13 protein-coding genes are annotated in these 17,527 nt (G+C 46.3%); 3 read left to right on the plus strand and 10 right to left on the minus strand.

The features are described 5' to 3' along the window. The first annotated feature begins 128 nt into the window (after positions 1–128). The gene (locus RT717_RS19310) at positions 129–1,028 is read left to right on the plus strand and encodes a LysR family transcriptional regulator (RefSeq protein WP_317487994.1); all 900 of its coding nucleotides are present in this window, start codon (positions 129–131) and stop codon (positions 1,026–1,028) included. A gap of 398 nt (positions 1,029–1,426) precedes the next feature. Here RT717_RS19310 and RT717_RS19315 read toward each other — a convergent pair whose 3' ends face one another. The 3 genes from RT717_RS19315 to RT717_RS19325 are packed head-to-tail and all read right to left on the minus strand — an operon-like array spanning position 1,427 to position 5,467. After that, positions 1,427–4,426 carry a tetratricopeptide repeat protein gene (locus RT717_RS19315; RefSeq protein ID WP_317487995.1) on the minus strand — a complete coding sequence of 1,000 codons (3,000 nt, stop codon included), beginning with the start codon at positions 4,424–4,426 and terminating at the stop codon, positions 1,427–1,429. A 1-nt stretch (position 4,427) separates the two neighbouring features. Next, positions 4,428–4,715, minus strand: a complete 288-nt coding sequence (gatC, locus tag RT717_RS19320; protein WP_317487996.1) for an Asp-tRNA(Asn)/Glu-tRNA(Gln) amidotransferase subunit GatC — start codon at positions 4,713–4,715, stop codon at positions 4,428–4,430. Continuing rightward, the gene (locus tag RT717_RS19325) at positions 4,712–5,467 is read right to left on the minus strand and encodes a lysophospholipid acyltransferase family protein (RefSeq protein WP_317487997.1); all 756 of its coding nucleotides are present in this window, start codon (positions 5,465–5,467) and stop codon (positions 4,712–4,714) included. The genes gatC and RT717_RS19325 overlap by 4 nt, the downstream gene beginning before the upstream one ends. A 148-nt stretch (positions 5,468–5,615) precedes the next feature. On the opposite strand from RT717_RS19325, the gene RT717_RS19330 reads away from it, so the two are divergent. Next, positions 5,616–5,852 (plus strand): DUF433 domain-containing protein, encoded by a 237-nt coding sequence (locus tag RT717_RS19330; protein WP_317487998.1) that lies wholly within the window; start codon positions 5,616–5,618, stop codon positions 5,850–5,852. Between the two features lie 102 nt (positions 5,853–5,954). Further along, the gene (locus RT717_RS28535; protein ID WP_394854097.1) at positions 5,955–6,206 is read left to right on the plus strand and encodes a DUF5615 family PIN-like protein; all 252 of its coding nucleotides are present in this window, start codon (positions 5,955–5,957) and stop codon (positions 6,204–6,206) included. 39 nt (positions 6,207–6,245) lie between these two features. On the opposite strand, the gene RT717_RS19335 is transcribed toward RT717_RS28535, so the two are convergent. The 7 genes from RT717_RS19335 to RT717_RS19365 form a co-directional block, all read right to left on the minus strand. Continuing rightward, a complete protein-coding gene (locus RT717_RS19335) occupies positions 6,246–6,671 on the minus strand; it encodes a 3-hydroxyacyl-ACP dehydratase FabZ family protein (protein WP_317487999.1) in 426 nt (141 codons plus the stop codon). A gap of 77 nt (positions 6,672–6,748) precedes the next feature. Next, positions 6,749–7,816 carry a DUF4185 domain-containing protein gene (locus RT717_RS19340; protein ID WP_317488000.1) on the minus strand — a complete coding sequence of 356 codons (1,068 nt, stop codon included), beginning with the start codon at positions 7,814–7,816 and terminating at the stop codon, positions 6,749–6,751. Between the two features lie 18 nt (positions 7,817–7,834). Beyond that, positions 7,835–8,968, minus strand: coding sequence for a Gfo/Idh/MocA family protein (locus tag RT717_RS19345; protein ID WP_317488001.1), 1,134 nt, complete (start codon positions 8,966–8,968; stop codon positions 7,835–7,837). Between the two features lie 127 nt (positions 8,969–9,095). Next, a complete protein-coding gene (locus RT717_RS19350; RefSeq protein WP_317488002.1) occupies positions 9,096–13,223 on the minus strand; it encodes a choice-of-anchor tandem repeat GloVer-containing protein in 4,128 nt (1,375 codons plus the stop codon). 168 nt (positions 13,224–13,391) lie between these two features. Continuing rightward, positions 13,392–14,138 carry a LytR/AlgR family response regulator transcription factor gene (locus tag RT717_RS19355; RefSeq protein ID WP_317488003.1) on the minus strand — a complete coding sequence of 249 codons (747 nt, stop codon included), beginning with the start codon at positions 14,136–14,138 and terminating at the stop codon, positions 13,392–13,394. After that, on the minus strand, positions 14,135–16,138 hold the full coding sequence (locus RT717_RS19360; protein ID WP_317488004.1) for a tetratricopeptide repeat-containing sensor histidine kinase: 2,004 nt from the start codon (positions 16,136–16,138) through the stop codon (positions 14,135–14,137). The genes RT717_RS19355 and RT717_RS19360 overlap by 4 nt, the downstream gene beginning before the upstream one ends. 340 nt (positions 16,139–16,478) lie before the next feature. Further along, positions 16,479–17,321 carry an endonuclease/exonuclease/phosphatase family protein gene (locus tag RT717_RS19365; RefSeq protein WP_317488005.1) on the minus strand — a complete coding sequence of 281 codons (843 nt, stop codon included), beginning with the start codon at positions 17,319–17,321 and terminating at the stop codon, positions 16,479–16,481. Between the last annotated feature and the right edge of the window lie 206 nt (positions 17,322–17,527).

Genomic DNA, 17,527 nt, shown 5'->3' on the forward strand with positions numbered 1-17,527 from the left:
AAAGTTGCCTATTCGGAACGAACTGACCCCTAGACCTATGAAAATCAATCAGTTCTAACCGATGTAAGCATTTCTCAAATCTACTCACTACCTTTAATTACTAAAAATACCTTTTATATCAATAACTAATGCCTATAAGTAATCAGTTAGAGCTTCGTCATTTCAAGTATTTTCTGGAAGTGGCGGAGGAGCTTCATTTCAGGAAAGCGGCCGAAAAGCTGTTTATCACCCAGCCGGGGCTTAGCCGACAGATACAGCAGCTGGAAGAAGAGCTGGACGTAAAACTGTTTGTAAGAACCAAGCGGAACGTAGCACTGACGGCACCTGGGAAATACCTTCAACAAGAGCTCAAGGGTGTTATCAACAATCTGGACTTCATAGTCAAGCAACTAAAAATGATTGAAGCCGGAGACGACGGTGAGGTGCGGATTGGCTTTGTAGGATCGGCCATGCAAAATGTTATTCCAAGGGTGCTACTTGAAATTAACAAGCGATTCCCTTCGATTCATACCACATTGATGGAAATGGCTAACCAGGAACAACTGGAAGGGGTCATGCACGAAAAGCTCGATATCGGTTTTGTAAGGCTGGAACATGCACCGAAGGAAATGCAATTAATTACGGTCTTCGAGGATACATTTTCTCTGGTGCTCCCTCATGATCACCCAATGAATGAAGACAGCTTTGTGGATTTGCATCAGCTAAAGGAAGAAAACTTTATTTTGTTTTCGAGCGATTATAGCGTCGACTATTTTAATCAGTTCATGAATATATTCGAAGCCAGCGGCTTCCGTCCGAAGGTTTCACATCGTTCGGTACACGCCAGTACAATTTTCAGATTGGTGGAGAATAAGCTTGGGATTGCAATAGTACCGACGACATTGAAAGAGGGTTTCAGTCTGAAAGTGAAGTTTATCGAGTTGAAAAATGGGAAGCAAACGGCCAGGTTGTCGGCGATGTGGAAGAAGGACAACGAGAATCCAGCGTTGCGGAAGTTTTTGGAGGTGATGTTGGGGGAACAGCGGTAACCTCTTGTCTTTTTAATTGAGATGCCTGCCTTCGCAGGCATGACGTTCCTAAATGGCAATCAAATTTCCAGCGTCGGGTTGAAACCCAACGCTGAAAAAGATCGCTCCGATGGGGCTTTGAAATGCGTTGATCGGCTTCCGGGGCAAAAGCCAGCGCTAGTCCAGATGGGAATTGCACTATACTATACCGAAATTGCGCCGGGTTGAAACCCAGCGCTGAAAAAGATCACCGTAGTGGGATTTTGGGACGGACTGCAACTGAAACAGCGTCGGGTTGAAACCCAACGCTAAAGAATATCGCCCCGATGAGGCTTTGAAGTACCCAAATCATTTGCCCTTTTAAGTTAAATGCCTGGTCTCCTTGCCTGCAAGGATAGGTATAATGTCTTAAATCGGAATCAATCGAAGTTCCAGCTTTCCCGTTCTGCTTCTATTTCTGCGACCCGGTCGGCGTATTCTCTTTCGAAGGCCTTGTATTCTTCTGGTGGAAGCAGGTCGAGGAGTTGAATCACTCCATTTTCAGCGTAGTTTTGGAATCCCATATCGAGTGCCAGCCAAATGTATTTCCTGATTATTTCCGGGTTGTAGGGATTGGTCTCAATGCTGGCTACAAGCACATCGTAAGCTGCTTCGTCTTCTTTCATTTCCCGTAAAAATTCGGCGGCAGCCATTGCGAGGGTGGCATTGAAAGGATTACTAACAATCGCCTCCTTCAAAGCAGTTGCATCGTTCACCTTCACGGCCTGAGCAGCTCTTACCCACACCTGGCCATACTTTGGCGGCAGGCTGTTGATCAAATCACTATTATCCAGTTTTGGCAGCCCACCCTCTTTAATCGCCAGTTCCAATTCCAAAATCGTCATTTCGGACTGTGCCCAGTCGTTCAGCAATGGATTGTCTATTAGCTGCTGTGCGGCTTGTGTGTCTCCGGCGTTGAAATAAGCCTGTGCAAGACAAACCAAGGCTGCCTTCTTCATGCTTTCGCTTTCGAAAGCGGCCAGAACATCATCCTGCTGCGTTTCGTTTAGTCGCCGCCCAAACCAACGAAAGTACTGGTATCGTTGTTGGTCGGTTGCCAAGCTGCTCAAATCCGATGTCTCCGACAATTTGAGCATAGATTCAGCAAGCGTTGACGTGCCCTCATGGGTTTCCAACAAAATCCACTTCAAAGTCGCCTGCTCCCAGTTTCCAGCTTCAGATAATGCAATCGCCTGGTTGATATCAGCATCAGGATAGCTTTCAGCAGAAGCACTTTCAAAATACTCAGCTGCTTTCATAGCTGCTCCCTGATCAAGCGCCATCACGCTCATCAAATGGAAACAATAGCCCCTGTAGGTGGGAAACCCTTGCTGCACCCGGTTGAGGATCTGAATGGCTTGGGAAGCCTTGCCTTGGTAGTAAAGATGCAGCGCATGTGCGATGGACAAGGGGCCGTAAAAGCCTGCATTCGAAGAAGCATCCACCATAGCAGGCAACCTGTCGGTCAGTTTTCCTTCCGTCTGCCCCATATCTACTATGGCAGCGTTGTAAACAAAGGGGAAAGTGAAGCCAGATAGTGTTGAGTCGGGTAGAAAAGGCTTCACTACTTCTGGTAATTGGTTCGTGGCATTTTTAGCCATGGCTGCCAATGCATTGGTCAGGAAGCCAAAAGGAAGCTGGTCGTTCACTACCTCCTCTATTTCATCGGCACCAATTTGCTGGCCCGCCTTGAACGACACATATCCAAGATTGGTGTTAGCAGCACGGCGGGAAAATTCTTCGCCGAGGCCCTGCCGCAAATAAAATGTCGCAGAGTCGAGAATATTGGTCGAAGAATAAAGAACGCCAAGGTTGTTGCCGATGTAGCCATTAGAAGGGAATTTGCTCTTCCCCTTCTGCAAAGCGAAAATGCCTTTAAAGAATTGGTCGGTATTTTGATATTGGTTGCTCAGATTGACAAAAGCGTGAGGAGAAGGGTTCTTACCAGCTGCCAGTTCAAACCTATACAGTGCTTCACCCAGCTTCTCTTTGCTGTTGGCAATGAAGCCCAGCTGATAGTTAGACTTGTGGTTTTGATAACCATACAATGCCCCCTGAAGATAGTACTGTTCACTCAGCAGCTGCTCATTTCTCACCTTGTACAAATCGCCCAATGAGTTGTAGTACCCTGCAATTGACTGATTGAGTGCGACACGATTGGACAGCAAAAACAAAGCGGTTACAGCAATGGCGCCTGCCAGGCGGTAAGTTGGATATGGCAAGGCCCCTTCTTTGAAGACAATGCGGTGCACAGCCATGTTCCTCATCAAAGGTGTGATGAAGTTGACGATAATGTATAGCAAAAAGATAACGCCAAAGCCAAGCTGGCTGAACAGAATGGCGTCTTCAAATGCTTCCAGCACGGGGTCGTTGCCCTGCAACAGTTGGTAGCCAATAGTAGTGAAGCTAATCCCGCATAGGGCGACATAGAAAACAGCAGCGACAGGATAAAAAGGAGCTGTGCGTTCGTACTTGGCCTCTCTGGCTTTCAACCCCCAAAGACCCAAGACGGCGGCAAGGCCGAGCATCAGAAATTCGTTGAGATAGAGAATATCCCAAGTGAGGTAGCGGGCGTTGTGTGCGTAGGCCAGCCCCACGTTAACAAGATAGAATATGCTGAATGTGAAAAAGTGCACCCAGTTTTTTGAGCCTGCCTGCGCCTTGCCACTGGTGATCATTCGCAGGATGAAATAGACAACTTCGTGGCCCACCAACAAAGCAAACACAACGACAATGATTACAGGAGCTGTGAAATTGTATTGAGCGAGCGTATAAAAGGGATCTTCAATTTGAGAACCAAAGTAAATAATTACTGCAAGGAGCGTGAATGCTCCGGTAAAGGCAAAAAACCTTTTCACCAAAGGAATATGGTTTTTAAAAGCATGAAAATAATAGCTAAGCGGCAGAAAAAGCAGTATGCCAATCGCCAGAGGTTTGTAGTCGAACCAGCCAAAAAGAAGGAGCTGCTCCAGGCGCATCGAAATCAGTAAACCTATGAAAACCACGGAAGCTACCATGTACCAAAACCGGGGCAGGTAAGTAGAAACAGCCAGCAGCAGGCTGTAAAACAGAGAAAGAAGCCCCAGATAAACCACACCCGCCCAGGGGCGGATGATCCAGGTGCTGCCCTCGAAATGCTGCTTGACCAGGTATACATCGGCGGGGATGTCCAGATCGAAAAGCCCAACGGAAACATGGTCCAGTACAAGTTTAACGGTCTCTGTTTCGGAAGTGAGGTACCAGTCGAGCACGAGGTGGTGGCCCGCAATTTCGAAACCTAAAACGATTAGTATAAGGAGGCTGGCGATGGCTGCTATGGCAACAAAAAGCCGCCTGAGTTCGAAAGGCCACTCCCTCCAGAAAGCCCAGCTTTCGTTCATATTATTCGATTACCTTGGGTACGATGAAGAACTTGTCGTCGTGCTGAGGTGCGTTGGCAAGACCTTCTTCCCGTGGAAGCTCCTCCGTTACCTTGTCCTCTCTGAAAGCATTCAGTTCATACGACATGCTTACCAGGGGATCCACAGCCTTTGTGTCCAACTCATTGAGCTTTTCAACCCAAGTGAGGATTTCACTCAGGCTGTTGAGCATTTCCTTTTCGTTGGAAGGATCCAATTCAAGCCTGGCCAGGTGAGCCAGTTTGTGCAAGGTGTCTTTATCTATTTTCATTCAGTATCTTTTGCAAATTTTTCAGGGAAGCGATTCCTGAGTTCTTCATCTATCACCCTAAAACATTCATCCTTCAGTTCGTCCACCTTATCAATTGTCATCCCTTTGGTGTCGATGGGCTCGTGGAGCACAATTTTAGGGCGTTTGAAACGAATGACAAAACGATTGTCGTCCGGTAAAATTATCCAATTGTATGGAATGGTCACTGGAACAATTGGAATTTGTTTCTCAATGGCCATACGGAAGGCGCCATCCTTAAACGGCGTCATCTTTGGCGAATGCACGACCTTGATTCCTCCTTCGGGAAAAATGATCACGGATTTCTTTTCATCCAGTGCAATGGCTGCTCTTTTGTAGACTTCGGCCCTGCTTCTGGCCCTCTCCCTGTCGACCATGATGTGTAACTTCCTAAACATAAAGCCAAACAGCGGCACTTTGGCAATGCTGCTTTTGCCCACGAAAACACAAGGTGAATGCACAAATCCCATTACGGGGATGTCGAGGTAGGAAAAATGGTTGGAGCAGAAGATGTAGTTTTGGCGGCCGTCCCGTTTGAAGCGCCACTCCTCACTAATGGGCAATCCAATCAGAAAGAAGTAAACAATCGCCCACCAATAGTTCACCTTTAGCACCATTCTGGATGCCGGCGGGTAATAGATTCCCAGCAGGAACCAGGGAAAAAGAATCAGAAACGTAATAGAAAATACCAGCAGGGCGTATCCTACATACAGCCGGTTGAAGAATAGCTTCATGGGTTTAAATACATGTTATGCGGGAAATTTGAGCCTTTAGTTATTTAATAAGCCTCACTCTCAATTATTCGGTTCTTATAATTATTCTGCTTGACTAATTTGAACCTTAGAGGTTTACATTTTGTCCAATAAGTATTAATTTTAATTAATGGACAAATTACTACAAAGAATAGTGATAGATTCGGAGGTTTGTAACGGGCAGCCAGTTATCCGTGGTATGCGAATCACTGTCAAAACGATCCTTGAATATCTGGCGGCCGGCGAGTCGACATCCAATATCCTTGAAGCCTATCCAATTCTTGAAAAAGGGGATATCCAGGCTGCGATTCTTTATGCTTCAAAATTTCTTGACATTGATGTTAAATCAATCAAGTTGGCCTCATAGCAAACATGAGATTTCTTGTTGATGTTAACCTGCCTAAATTTTTCAGCCATTTTAATTCTCCCGCTTTTTCGCATGTAGTTGACATCAATCCCCAGATGAGAGATGTGGATATATGGTTACTTGAACAAAAATGAAGAAGTGATCCTGACAAAGGATACGGACTTTTACAACAGGTATCTTAATTCCGAGTCCGGTCCAAAGGTCATTTATTTTCAACTTGGCAATATCACACTTCCTGCGTTACATGAATATTTTAGTAAAAACTGGGTGCCGATAAAAGAGCTGATTAAAGAATGTGATTTCCTTATTGCCAGAAAAGACTCGATAGAGACATTTAAGAGAAAGGGCAAATAAGGTATTCCTAATCACCGAAAAAGGGGCACCGCTCATTAACTACCCCATCCTCACGCACAACCAGGTTGCCTCCAAAGCCAGCAGCTCGTTTACATAGGCGATGCCAGACTGCTTGATCAGCTTGTCGCTGATGCGGATGTTTTTGATCACATATTTTACTGGCTGATCGTATTCCACTCCTTTGAAAAACTCTGCGTGTTCAATACTGGTCAGGGCAAACAGGCCGTCCAAAATACCCATTTGCTTGATGGCGGCACCTCCACACTGCGCCATCGACTCAATCAGGATAGTGCCTGGCACGAAGTTATGCTCCGGAAAACTTCCCTTCAGCCAAAGGTTAGTTTCACTATCGAAGGTTTTGACTGCCACGATCTCTTCTTTGTTGGCCGAAACAATGTCGTCAACAAACAAGAATGGGGCTCTGTGAGGCAGGAGCTCTTCGATGGTTTGATCACCTCGTTTCATGTATGATACATTTAGTAATCGAATTGCAGATATGTAAAAATGCGATTAGCCAGCCCCATTTTTTGAGTGCCGCCTTACTAAAATTTAAATTTAATTATTTTGGGAAAATAAAGGTTTTCGTTCCTGACAAGCTCCGAAAAGTCAACATTATTCACATTATAGGTGATAATTAGTCCATCACTTTGCAGCTCAGGGTGGGCATTGGCTGAGTACATTAAATCAGTTTCTCTTAACACTGGTTTATAAATCATTGTTGATTCAGACCATGGACCTTCTGGCTTAGAAGCCGTTCTGATTCCAATTTCCGCTTGCCCGAAGCCATAAGTCTGCACCTGCATGTATTGTTGGATATCCGACTGATAATGGACCGAAAACTCCGTTTGGCCTACAAAGAGCGGAGCCGGCAAGTCAGCAAGTTCTGAATCTGGTAACCATTGCTGACCATCCCACCACTCGAATTCTTTAACATCCTGAGACAGTAGTTTTTCTATCTCAAATTTCAATAAAAAAACTTCGTGACTACCAGGTTCCTTTACACCGTAGGCGTAGAGGAAATCTTCATCTGAAAGAACAGCTGAAGAACCAACAATCACTCCATGGGTATCAACGCCGCTGATGTAGGCGATTTTCCAATTCTCAGGTATTTCCTGTGCATTTTGTATCAACGCTATATGCCAACCAACAACTTGAAAACCCAGGCCATCTGTGGCTGTTGCCACCTCCATCAAAAAAATCACCAGTTGGCGTCTGATTATTGCACCATGGCCCGTCCATAACCAGTTTGGTCCTGATATTTTAAAAAAAGAATCGCTTGCATTGTCCTTCCCCACACCTGGGAAGGACATTTTTGAGTGCGCCATATCGGTTCCGTCCTGAATGCCAATGCTATTTCTAATTAATCCAGCATTTGCTCTTGTTCCGCTACCTGTTTTATCAACAAAAGTATCGCTGAATAACCAAAGAACTTTCCCGTTTCCAAGGTTTACAGTAGCAGCACCGTCTGCGCCCCGCCAATGTCTATCGCCCTTAAAAAGTGAATTGTCAATTTCTTCGACGGCGAAAGAGCTAAAAGGAAATGTGCTTTGAGAAAATGCCTGAGCTGTCGATGCCAGCAATAGTAGCATCACCACAAAATAGCTTCTCATAAAAAATCGTTCAAAGCCCTAAACAGGGTTCACCAATTCTCTCTTTCCCGAACCAATCGACTTGTAAATCGCTTCCACTACCAGCAAGTCCTTCAGGCCTTCATAGCCGTTGACAGGTGATTCCTTGTTCTCTTTCACACAGCGGCTGAAATCGTCCATTTGCAGGGCTTGATGGATTGTATGAGGAATGTCCATTTCTCCCTTGTTGGTTTTGCCTTTGATGGGCCCATAGCCAAAAGCAGGGCGAAGCTCAGCCCAACCTTTTTCGTAGGCTACGTAAAGCCTTTCAGTCGATGCAGCGTAGGTGGTGGTGCAGGTTGCCACAGCACCGCTCGAAAATTCCATTTGCCAGGTAATCGTTTCATCTACCTCTTTGAATTTGACAGGGTCGGTTTTGTACTCCTGGGCCGTAACGGCAATGGGCTGCTCACCTGTTGCATAACGAGCGCCGTTGATGCAGTACACACCCACATCGTACATGGCACCGCCTCCGGCAAGGGCTTTCTTCAGCCTCCACTGGGTTGGATCGCCTATTTTAAAGCCGTCGGCTGCTTCAACGAGTTTCACAGCTCCAAAATCTTTTTCTCTCTTCAAGCGCATGATTTCCTGAGTATGCGGCTCAGAGTGCAGCCTGTACCCAATAGCCAATTTTACTTTGGCCTTGTCGCAGGCGGCAATCATTTCACGGCACTCGGCGGGGTTAAGTGCCATGGGCTTCTCGCAAATCACATGCTTGCCCGCTTTGGCAGCCCTGATGGTGTATTCCTTGTGCATGCTGTTGGGCAGCACCACATAAATGATATCGATGTCGGGGTTGTCCTTGATTTTGTCGAATGTATCGTAGCTGTACACATTCTTATCGGCAATGTTGTACTTCTCTTTCCATTCAGGAATTTTAGACGGCGTGCCAGTAACGATTCCCGCCAGATAGCACTCGCCTGTTTTTTCAAGGGCAGGTGCCAGTAAGTTTTTGGCATAATAACCCAGTCCTACAAGGGCAATCCCCAATTTTTTACCCTGTCTCGGCTTTGGAAAATAGGGCACAGAAGCTAGTGCTGTCCCGGTCGGAATGGTAAGTAATGAAGCTCCGAGTGCAGCGCCTGCTCCCAGTTTCATCGTATCTAAAAATTTGCGGCGTGAGTAGGTAGTCATTGGCTATTAGTTTTTTGAACAATCAAGATAGTGAGAATATCAGGTTTTAGGCAACGATGTTGTGTAATAGGCAACAAAAAACCCCGCCAATGGCAGGGTCTTTCGTAATGATCACGGTTGTTGTGGACTATCTTTCGATAATCAGTCTTTGTTTTATCCTTTTGCCAGTTGATAGTTCCAGTTCCACGATGACCACGCCAGGCACAAGATGAGACAGATCGATACTTTCCCGTGTTCGATAATTATTCACTGTCATCACCTTGTTACCCGACAGGTCAAATAAGCGCACAGTTTTTATGGTGGTAGCATTAAAAGTGATCGATTGACTGGATGGGTTAGGATATGCAAGCATCTCATTTTGCAGAAACTGGTCGCCAATGCCAGTTTCCACTTCAATGGTTATTTCCTGACCTGCGCCGCAGCCATTGGCATCCTGCGCACTGATGGAATAGTCGCCGGGAGCAAGGTTGAAAACATTGCCTTCCTGGAACTCTGCGCCGTTTATTGAGAATTGATAGGGGGCTGTTCCACCTTCAGCCGTCGCCGTTACCAATCCCTCTGCTTCTGTCAGTGTCAGCGCAATACCAGTACTTGCTGCTACGGTAAATGCAACATCTGTGACGCAACCGGCTTCATCCTTCACCTGTACTGTATGGTTCCCAGCGGCAAGACCAGCGAATGAAGTATCCGCAACGAAATCGCTTCCCTCCAGGCTGTAGGAATAAGTGCCAGAACCTCCTGCGGCGGAAATGCTGACAGACCCGTTGTTTTCTCCACAAGTGGTGTTGACCACAGTTGTGGAAGCTAAAAGCTGGTCAGGCTGACTGACCGTTGCGTCCGTTTCAACCACGCACCCTGCGGCGCTTTTCACACTAATCGTATAGCTGCCGGATACAAGAGATCCGAAAGTAGGGGTATCCTGAAACGCCTCTCCGTCGATGCTATAAGTGTAAGCAGTGGCGTCAGGGCCGGTCACAGCAATGGAAATGGAGCCGCTGGCAGTGCCATGGCAAGAGGCATTCGCTACTGAAGCAGAGACGGTAAAAACTTCGGGCTCAATAATAGAAGCATCAGCGGAAGCTATGCAGCCATTGGCATCCTTTATGGTAATGGTGTAGTCTCCGGCCGTCAATTGTCCAAATAGCACGTCCGATTGAAAGTTGGTACCATCGATGCTATACTCATAGGGAGCAGTTCCTCCCTGACCAGTAGCAGAGAGGCTTCCGTCTACTAAACCAACACAGGAAATCGGCTGCTCAACCAGTGCAACGGACAATGCCACTGGCTCGATTACGTCTACCGTTTCAGTTACTGAGCATCCGTTGGCATCTCTTACCGTCACCGGGTAGGCACCTGCCGGAAGGGCTCCGAACGATGCGAAGCTAACGAAGTTCGCCCCATCTAACGAGTACTCGTAAGGCCCCACTCCGCCATTTGCGTCCACTTCAATACTTCCCGTATTATTGCTGTTGCAATCAACAGCTGAAGAAGTAAAGGAGGCACTTAACGCCGCAGCAGGTTGCGAAAGCGTTTGCTGAATTTCTATTGAACAGTTATTGGCATCCCTGATGGTAATATCGTAAGTACCGGCCGCCAGTTCCGTGAAATCAGATGTCTGGAAATTGATGCCGTCGAGGCTGAACTCATAACCAGCCACACCTCCAGATGGCACAATGGCTATTACTCCGGTCGCTTCTCCGAAGCAAAGGATGTCGGTTTTTGTAAAAGAGGCAGATATGTCACTTACGAAAACCTTCACCTCACCGCTAATAGTACCGCAGGCGTTGGTAAGTTCAAACGTATAAGTGCCAGCATCAGACACCGTTGCTGCGCTTTTGAAAAATATATTGGCAGTAGCAGCAGGAACCACAACGCCGTCCTTCTTCCAGACGAAGGTGTCGGTGTTGTCGGTACTAACTGAAATCGCCAGGTCTTCTCCCGGGCAAAGACTAACTTGTTTTGACCCCACAACATCGTAAACTGGATACAGACAATAGGTATTGAGCGCATCGTTAGGTATGTCGCCAGGAAAATCGGTGAGCCTGGCATAGGTGGAGTTATTGAGGTCGTAGGTAAAAATGCCTCCAATTGCATCAGATATATTCTGTTGCTGCTGGGAAGTTTGCCCGTAAAGGATGCCTTCTGAAGACAATGTTAATTCCCCAAAAGGGAAGTAAGCATCAAAACCATCCGAAAACTCACGCAGAACTGAGATGTTTCCGCTGGCGAGTGTAAACCTAAACAAAATGCCTCCTGTCTGATCCCCTCCGTTCTCGGTAGTGCCGTAAAAAATACCATTGGCACCTTCCACCAGTGTTCCGGCAGGACTACCACCCGCCAATCCCGCAACAAACTCATGCTCTACAGTATAGGCAGAACTGTTGATACTGAAGCTGTAAATCACTCCATAGTTACCCGAGCCACCAGCTTTTGTCATCCCGTAAAGCTTACCGTCGCTGGCAACGATTGGATGCCCCACTGGCAGGTAGCCTTCTGCGTCAAACTCGTAAATAATACTGAATACTCCCGAAGTGAGGTCATACTCATAAATCATTCCCTTGTTGTACTGGCCACCGTCATTCACGGTGCCATACAGCTTGTTGTTGAGCAAAATAAGCTCACTCTTTTCGCCGTTAGAAAGGGGTAAATTGTATAGCTGAGTGTAAACTCCCGACTTCAGATCGAAACTATATAATGTACCCAGCGCCAGGTTGCCGGAAAGGTTTCCACCTTCGCTTGTTACTCCATAGAGAATAGAATCGGTGGTTAGAATGAGCCCGCTGGTCGGATAGCCACCTTCTTCATAGACAAAATCATGGACCAGGGCTAACTCATTCGACGTGGGGTCAAAGGAATAGATGGTGCCGGAGTTTTCATCCGGGCCCCCACTGTAGCACACACCATAAAACAGCCCGTTTGGACTTGCTGTAGCAGTCAGTCCTCCTTTTGGACTTGACCCAAACGGTGCATGGCTGAAATCAATGAGCTTAGTAAAATCGTGCTGGTTAGCATCATATTTGAAAATAGTACCCAATCCCGAAGCACCTCCTTCATAGGTGGTTCCCAGAAAGACACCACTCGAAATCACCGTCAAGCCGTTTTTTGGCCCTTTTCCATTTTTAGCATCAAATGAATGCCTATTAGACAGTGTTTCGTTTGTTAGGTCATATTCAAAAATATTTCCATGATACTGATAAAGCCCATTATTGGCCCGTTCTGTAGTTCCGTAAATTCTTCCACTGGGAGACTCCACAAGGTGACCAAAAGCCCTGTTTCCTAAATTATCATCACTGTCAAAATTATGGAGAACGTCTAGTTGACCTACGCCGACATCATATTTGTAAAATACCCCACCACTACTGTTACCACCTTCAGAGGTTGTTCCGTAAATGTTTCCGTCAGAAGCTACCAATGGTTCATTTGGAAATCGTCCTGAGGTAGTGCTACTGAAATCAACTAGTACGCCGTAATTGGCGGTCGTTATGTTATACTCAAACAAGACCCCGTTGCCGTAGGCTCCTCCGAGTTTTGTAACCCCAATTATCTTATCGCTTCCCATTTTTTGGGGTGTCCCTGTTGGTAGGTATCCATTGTAAGAAAAGAACTCAGCCACACTCGTATAGGCATCGTTCACCAAATCATATTTGAAGAGTTGTCCCTGATCATAGACACCTCCGGACTCTGTCATCCCGTAGAAAACTCCGGGCGAAAACTCCAGGAGCCTACCCTTCGGATACGAACCCTCGTCATTTGGCCCAGTGCCAAATTCATATAGCACCGAATAGCTATTTTGTGCCAGGTCATAGGAATAAATCAACCCGTACTCAGAGTAGCCGCCATAGGTAGCCATGCCATACAACTTGCCGTCACTTCCTTCGATTACACCACCAGCCGCTCTCCAACCATTAACATTATCGTTCGCATCAAACTCATGAATGACTGTGTACTGATTGCTCTCTAAATCAAAACGGTAAATGAGTCCTGCATAGTCTCCGGTAGTGCCATAGTAAAATCCGTTGGAATGCTTGATCATTGACGACACAGGATGGCTTCCTTTGTTCTCGACTGGCATTGTTGCCACAATCTCAGATATCTTGTCTTGTGGCGTAAACCGATAGATATTTCCGCCAAGCGTGCCGTTTTCGCTTTGCTCCGTTACGCCATACACGTAACTTTGAGCCGCCAATGGGCTCACCATTAAAAAATTTACCGCTACACAGCCAACAAAGGCCAAAAATTTGGTTTTCGATTTCATAATTTACCGATTTTCTGTCCTGAAAAAGTGATCATTTCAACGCACAGGCTACTAAAGTCCCATGCGCATGGATACAATCATCGGATAGAAATCAGCGTCAAACTCAGTCGATTGATAACTGCTGGCTTTTGCGGGAAAACTGCAGACGAAGGGATTGAAAAGTGAAAGTTAGTGGATTGAGGTTATCAACTGAATGAGTTGCTCTTTTTTGCGGGTAGATACCGGCAAGACACTATCGTCGCTCATAACGATTTTGCCTCCATCGGCTTTATCGAATCTCTTCACGTGCTGAAGATTGAGGAGGTAGGAGTTGTGTGGTCGATAAAATTTATAGTCTTCGAGCAGTCTTTCGTACTCTTTGAGATGTCCGGAAATCAGCAGATCGGGTTCTCCCACTACCCTGAAACTGGTGTAACTGCCCTCGGCAGCACACCAAACGATATCTGCTACGTTCACTATGTGGATGCTTTCGGCGCTACGGAGAACGATTTTTCGAGATTGATTAGAAGCGCTTAGAAAATCGATGAGGTGTTGTACAGTCGGTTGTGGTGCGCTGCTTTTCATTTTGGACAGTACTTTTTCCACAGCCTCCGTCAGGTCGGAAACGCTCACCGGCTTAAGCAGATAATCCAGCGCATTCATTTTTATGGCCTGAATGGCGTACTTGCTATGAGCCGTCACAAAAATCACTTGAAAATCACGTTGTGGCAGCCGCTGAAGGAGGTCAAAGCCTGTTCCATCGTCCATTTCCACATCAAGAAAAACAAGCCCAGGCTTTTCTTTGGCGATCAGCATGGCCGCTTCTGCAACCCCATTGGCAGTGCCCACGACTTGCAGCTGAGGCAAGTACTGCCCGATCAGTTCGAGTAGCAGCGCCACTATTTCTGGCTCATTGTCTATAACAACCGTTCTCATGCGTCATCCGAAAGTAATAACGGGAGCCTGAACTTTACTCTTACGCCGCTTATTTTTCCTTCGTCATTCATCTTGTTGTCAACGGAGAAACTCACTTCCTGCTTCAAAGTCTTCATCAGTAATCTGGTCCTTTCTTCGGTAATCCCGGTTGCCCTCGACTTGTGGTTCTTATTTTGCTCGCTATCACCTGCAATTCCTTCACCATTGTCCTCAATGGTAATCATCAGCCGGCTGCCATCCACTGTGTAATTAATAGCCACCAAGCCCTTCGACTGTCTATTTTTAAAAGCGTGTTCCACAGCATTTTCTAAAAAAGGTTGAGTCAACATGGGTGGAAGCATCAACTCGCTTGCGTCAATTTCTTCACCCACGGTAATGCTGGTTTCGAACTTGTGGTTGTTTCTCACTTCCTGAAGTTGCATGTAAGCCGACACCATCTCAATTTCTTCTTCTAGAGAAATAAGCTCCTCAATGCTAAACTCCAGCGTGTTGCGCATCAACTTGGAAAAGCCCACCAGGTATTCGCTGGAAGCCTCGATATCTCTTTCTCTGTGTAAGTGGCTTTGTATGGTAGTTAAAGCATTGAAAAAGAAATGAGGATTAATTTGGGCCCTCAAAAGCTTCTGGCGGGTAATTAACTCATTCGTTTGGGCTTTCAATGCTCTTTGGCGGTAAACGAAGTAAATGACGGCTGCAACGAAGAGAGCCAGCACGATGGACAAGCCGAGGAACAGGCGTTGCTGCTGAATCTGGAGCATCTGTATTTCTGTTTGCTGCTTCAGGTTTCTGATTTCCTCATTTTTCCGGTCGTTCTCGTACTTGGTTTCAATTTCTTCGATAGCCCGGAACTTTGCTGAATTTACCAGGCTGTCCTCAAGTTGATGCTTGATCTTCAGTTGTTCAATGGCCCTTTTGAGTTCCCCCCTCGCTTCAAAAATTTTCGACAGCAGGTCGTAGTTTAAGACCATATCGAAGGTCATGCTCCTCTCCTTTGCCATCATCAATGCCTCCTTGGTATATTTTTCTGCGTTCCCGTAACTCTTCACTCCAAGATAGGCTTCCGCCAGGAAATTAAGACTGCGGATGGTAACGGGTACCTGCCCGGCTTCTTTCGAATACTTTAACGTTTCATTTAAAACTGCGATGGCTTCGTTGTAGCGATGCAATTCCTTGTACAAACCACCAAGGTTATGCAACGCCATGGAAAGACTTCCGATATCTCCAAGTTCCCGGGCTCCGGCAATGGCTTTGTTGAAATAAAAAATAGCGCTATCGGGTTTGTTCTGAGTGCCGTAACTGGATCCCAAATTGATTTGGTCGGTGACCACCAGACTAAGATTGCCCAGCGAAGTGGCAATTTTTAACAGCCGAATCTCACCCTCGATCACTTTATCGTATTCTCCCAAAATACTGAAAAGGTTTACCAGGTTTTGAGTGGCCTGATGAATTCTGAACTTATCCCCCAGTAGATTCGCAAGGCTTTCTGCTTCGAAGGCGTAGGACAAAGCGGAGTCGTATTTATCGAGCTGCCTGTAGGTAATGCTGATATTCCTGATTGCCATAAAGTTGGCGATTGAATCCTTGTTATCTTCGATCACTTCCTCACAAAGCTTTATCGACTCATCCATTTGACCCGCTCTGCGATGATAGCTTGCCTGAAGAGCTCTTGAACGAGACGCCCACTTCTGTACACTTGCTTCAGGCATTCCGTTGAGCAGCTGAATGATAGAATCTGTCTTCAACACGCCTTCAGAAGCATCTCCGATCTGATAAGTCAATGCCATAAAATACAATACCTCAGCCTTGTTTTCAGCAGCAACTAGGCTATTCAGGTACTGCAAGCAAAGCGGACGTAAGGCAGCATAGTCGCCCTGCTCTCTCAGCAACCGTAAAGAATCAATGGAAACGGAAGCTCCAACAAGGTCGCCTTGCGAAATGCCACCGTGAGCGTTAAAACCAACAACCAGCAACCAGCTTATCAGGACAGCGCTAAATTTCAAAATGCGTCATCAGCGTTTGAGTAAAAAAATGAAATAAGTTGTCGATCAGCGTTTTTGAACACTCAAGAATATCTACTATCGGGAAGAAAGTCAATTGTGCCTGTCAAACTGATAGAAATTATCGATCAGGGAAACGCATTAACAAAAAACCCCGCCAATGGCAGGGTTTGAAAAAACGATAGTCTCTTATCAATGTTGTTTGGATAAGAGGTTCACTGTCCCAATCTTATTGTTACCCCAAACCCTAAAGGGCGGCAAAATCTAATTAGTCACCCCTTTAGAAAATTAAGGGGTGCCCGGCCAGGGTAGAATGCTCTTAACCAAACGACATTGAATCTCTCTACCTAAACATCACCTCAGCCATCACCGGCAGGTGGTCGCTGGGGTATCTTTTCTCTATGGCATCCGACAGCACAGCATATTTTCTCACCAACACTTTTTCATTGACAAAGATGTAGTCGATGCGGCGGGTGAGGTCAGCATTGTGGTCGAAACCATTCCAGGTACCGTAGGGCCCGTAAGGTGGGTTCTCGCTTAAATTACGAGCGTCGGTCAGGCCCTCGGTAAGTGTTTCGTAGGCCTTTGTTTCCGGCTCCGAGTTGAAGTCACCAGTCAGGATTACCGGCAGGTTGCCGGCTATTTCTTTGACCTTCTCGATGATCAGCTTCGAAGAATTGGTTCTAGCCTCCACGCCGATGTGGTCGTAATGTGTATTGAAAATGTAAAAGTCTTTTCCCAAATGACGGTTCTTCATTTTTGCCCAGGAGCACACCCTTACAATGGCAGCATCCCATCCCTTGGAGGGCACGTCAGGAGTATCGGACAACCAAAATGTACCCGAATCCATTACCTGAAACAGGTGTTTGTTATAAAGAATGGCAGAAAACTCGCCTTTTGCGATGCCATCGTCTCTGCCTACACCCAGCCAGTTATGGTCAGGCAGCCTTTCTTCAAGGTCTTTGAGCTGGTGAAGCAAGGCCTCTTGCACGCCCACTATTTCGGCTTCATGAAATTTGACGAGGTCAGCGACGGCGTCTTTTCTGTTCGGCCAGGCGTTGATGCTGTCGTTGGGTGTGTCGTAACGGAGGTTGAACGACATCACCTTGAAAGAGGGTATTTCCTTCTTTTTGCAGCCGGAGAGCAGTATGACTAGCAGCAGGGGAAGTGCGAAAAGCTTTCTCATAAGTTTACGGTAGGCGTGTTAACAAAACTAGAAGTAGCAAGGTGCAAAATTTGGGAACTAACCTCAAATGCTACCTTGCTACTTCTTTGAGTGAGATTGAAAATGCAGCGTTACTTAAGTCCAATATGTTTTGAAAACAGCGTTAAAATCTTTTGTCCTACCCCAACCCTAAAGGGAGCCAAAAGATTTTAACCGCTTTCACATTT

Origin of the sequence: Imperialibacter roseus (genome assembly GCF_032999765.1) — a bacterium.
Lineage (GTDB): Bacteria > Bacteroidota > Bacteroidia > Cytophagales > Cyclobacteriaceae > Imperialibacter > Imperialibacter roseus.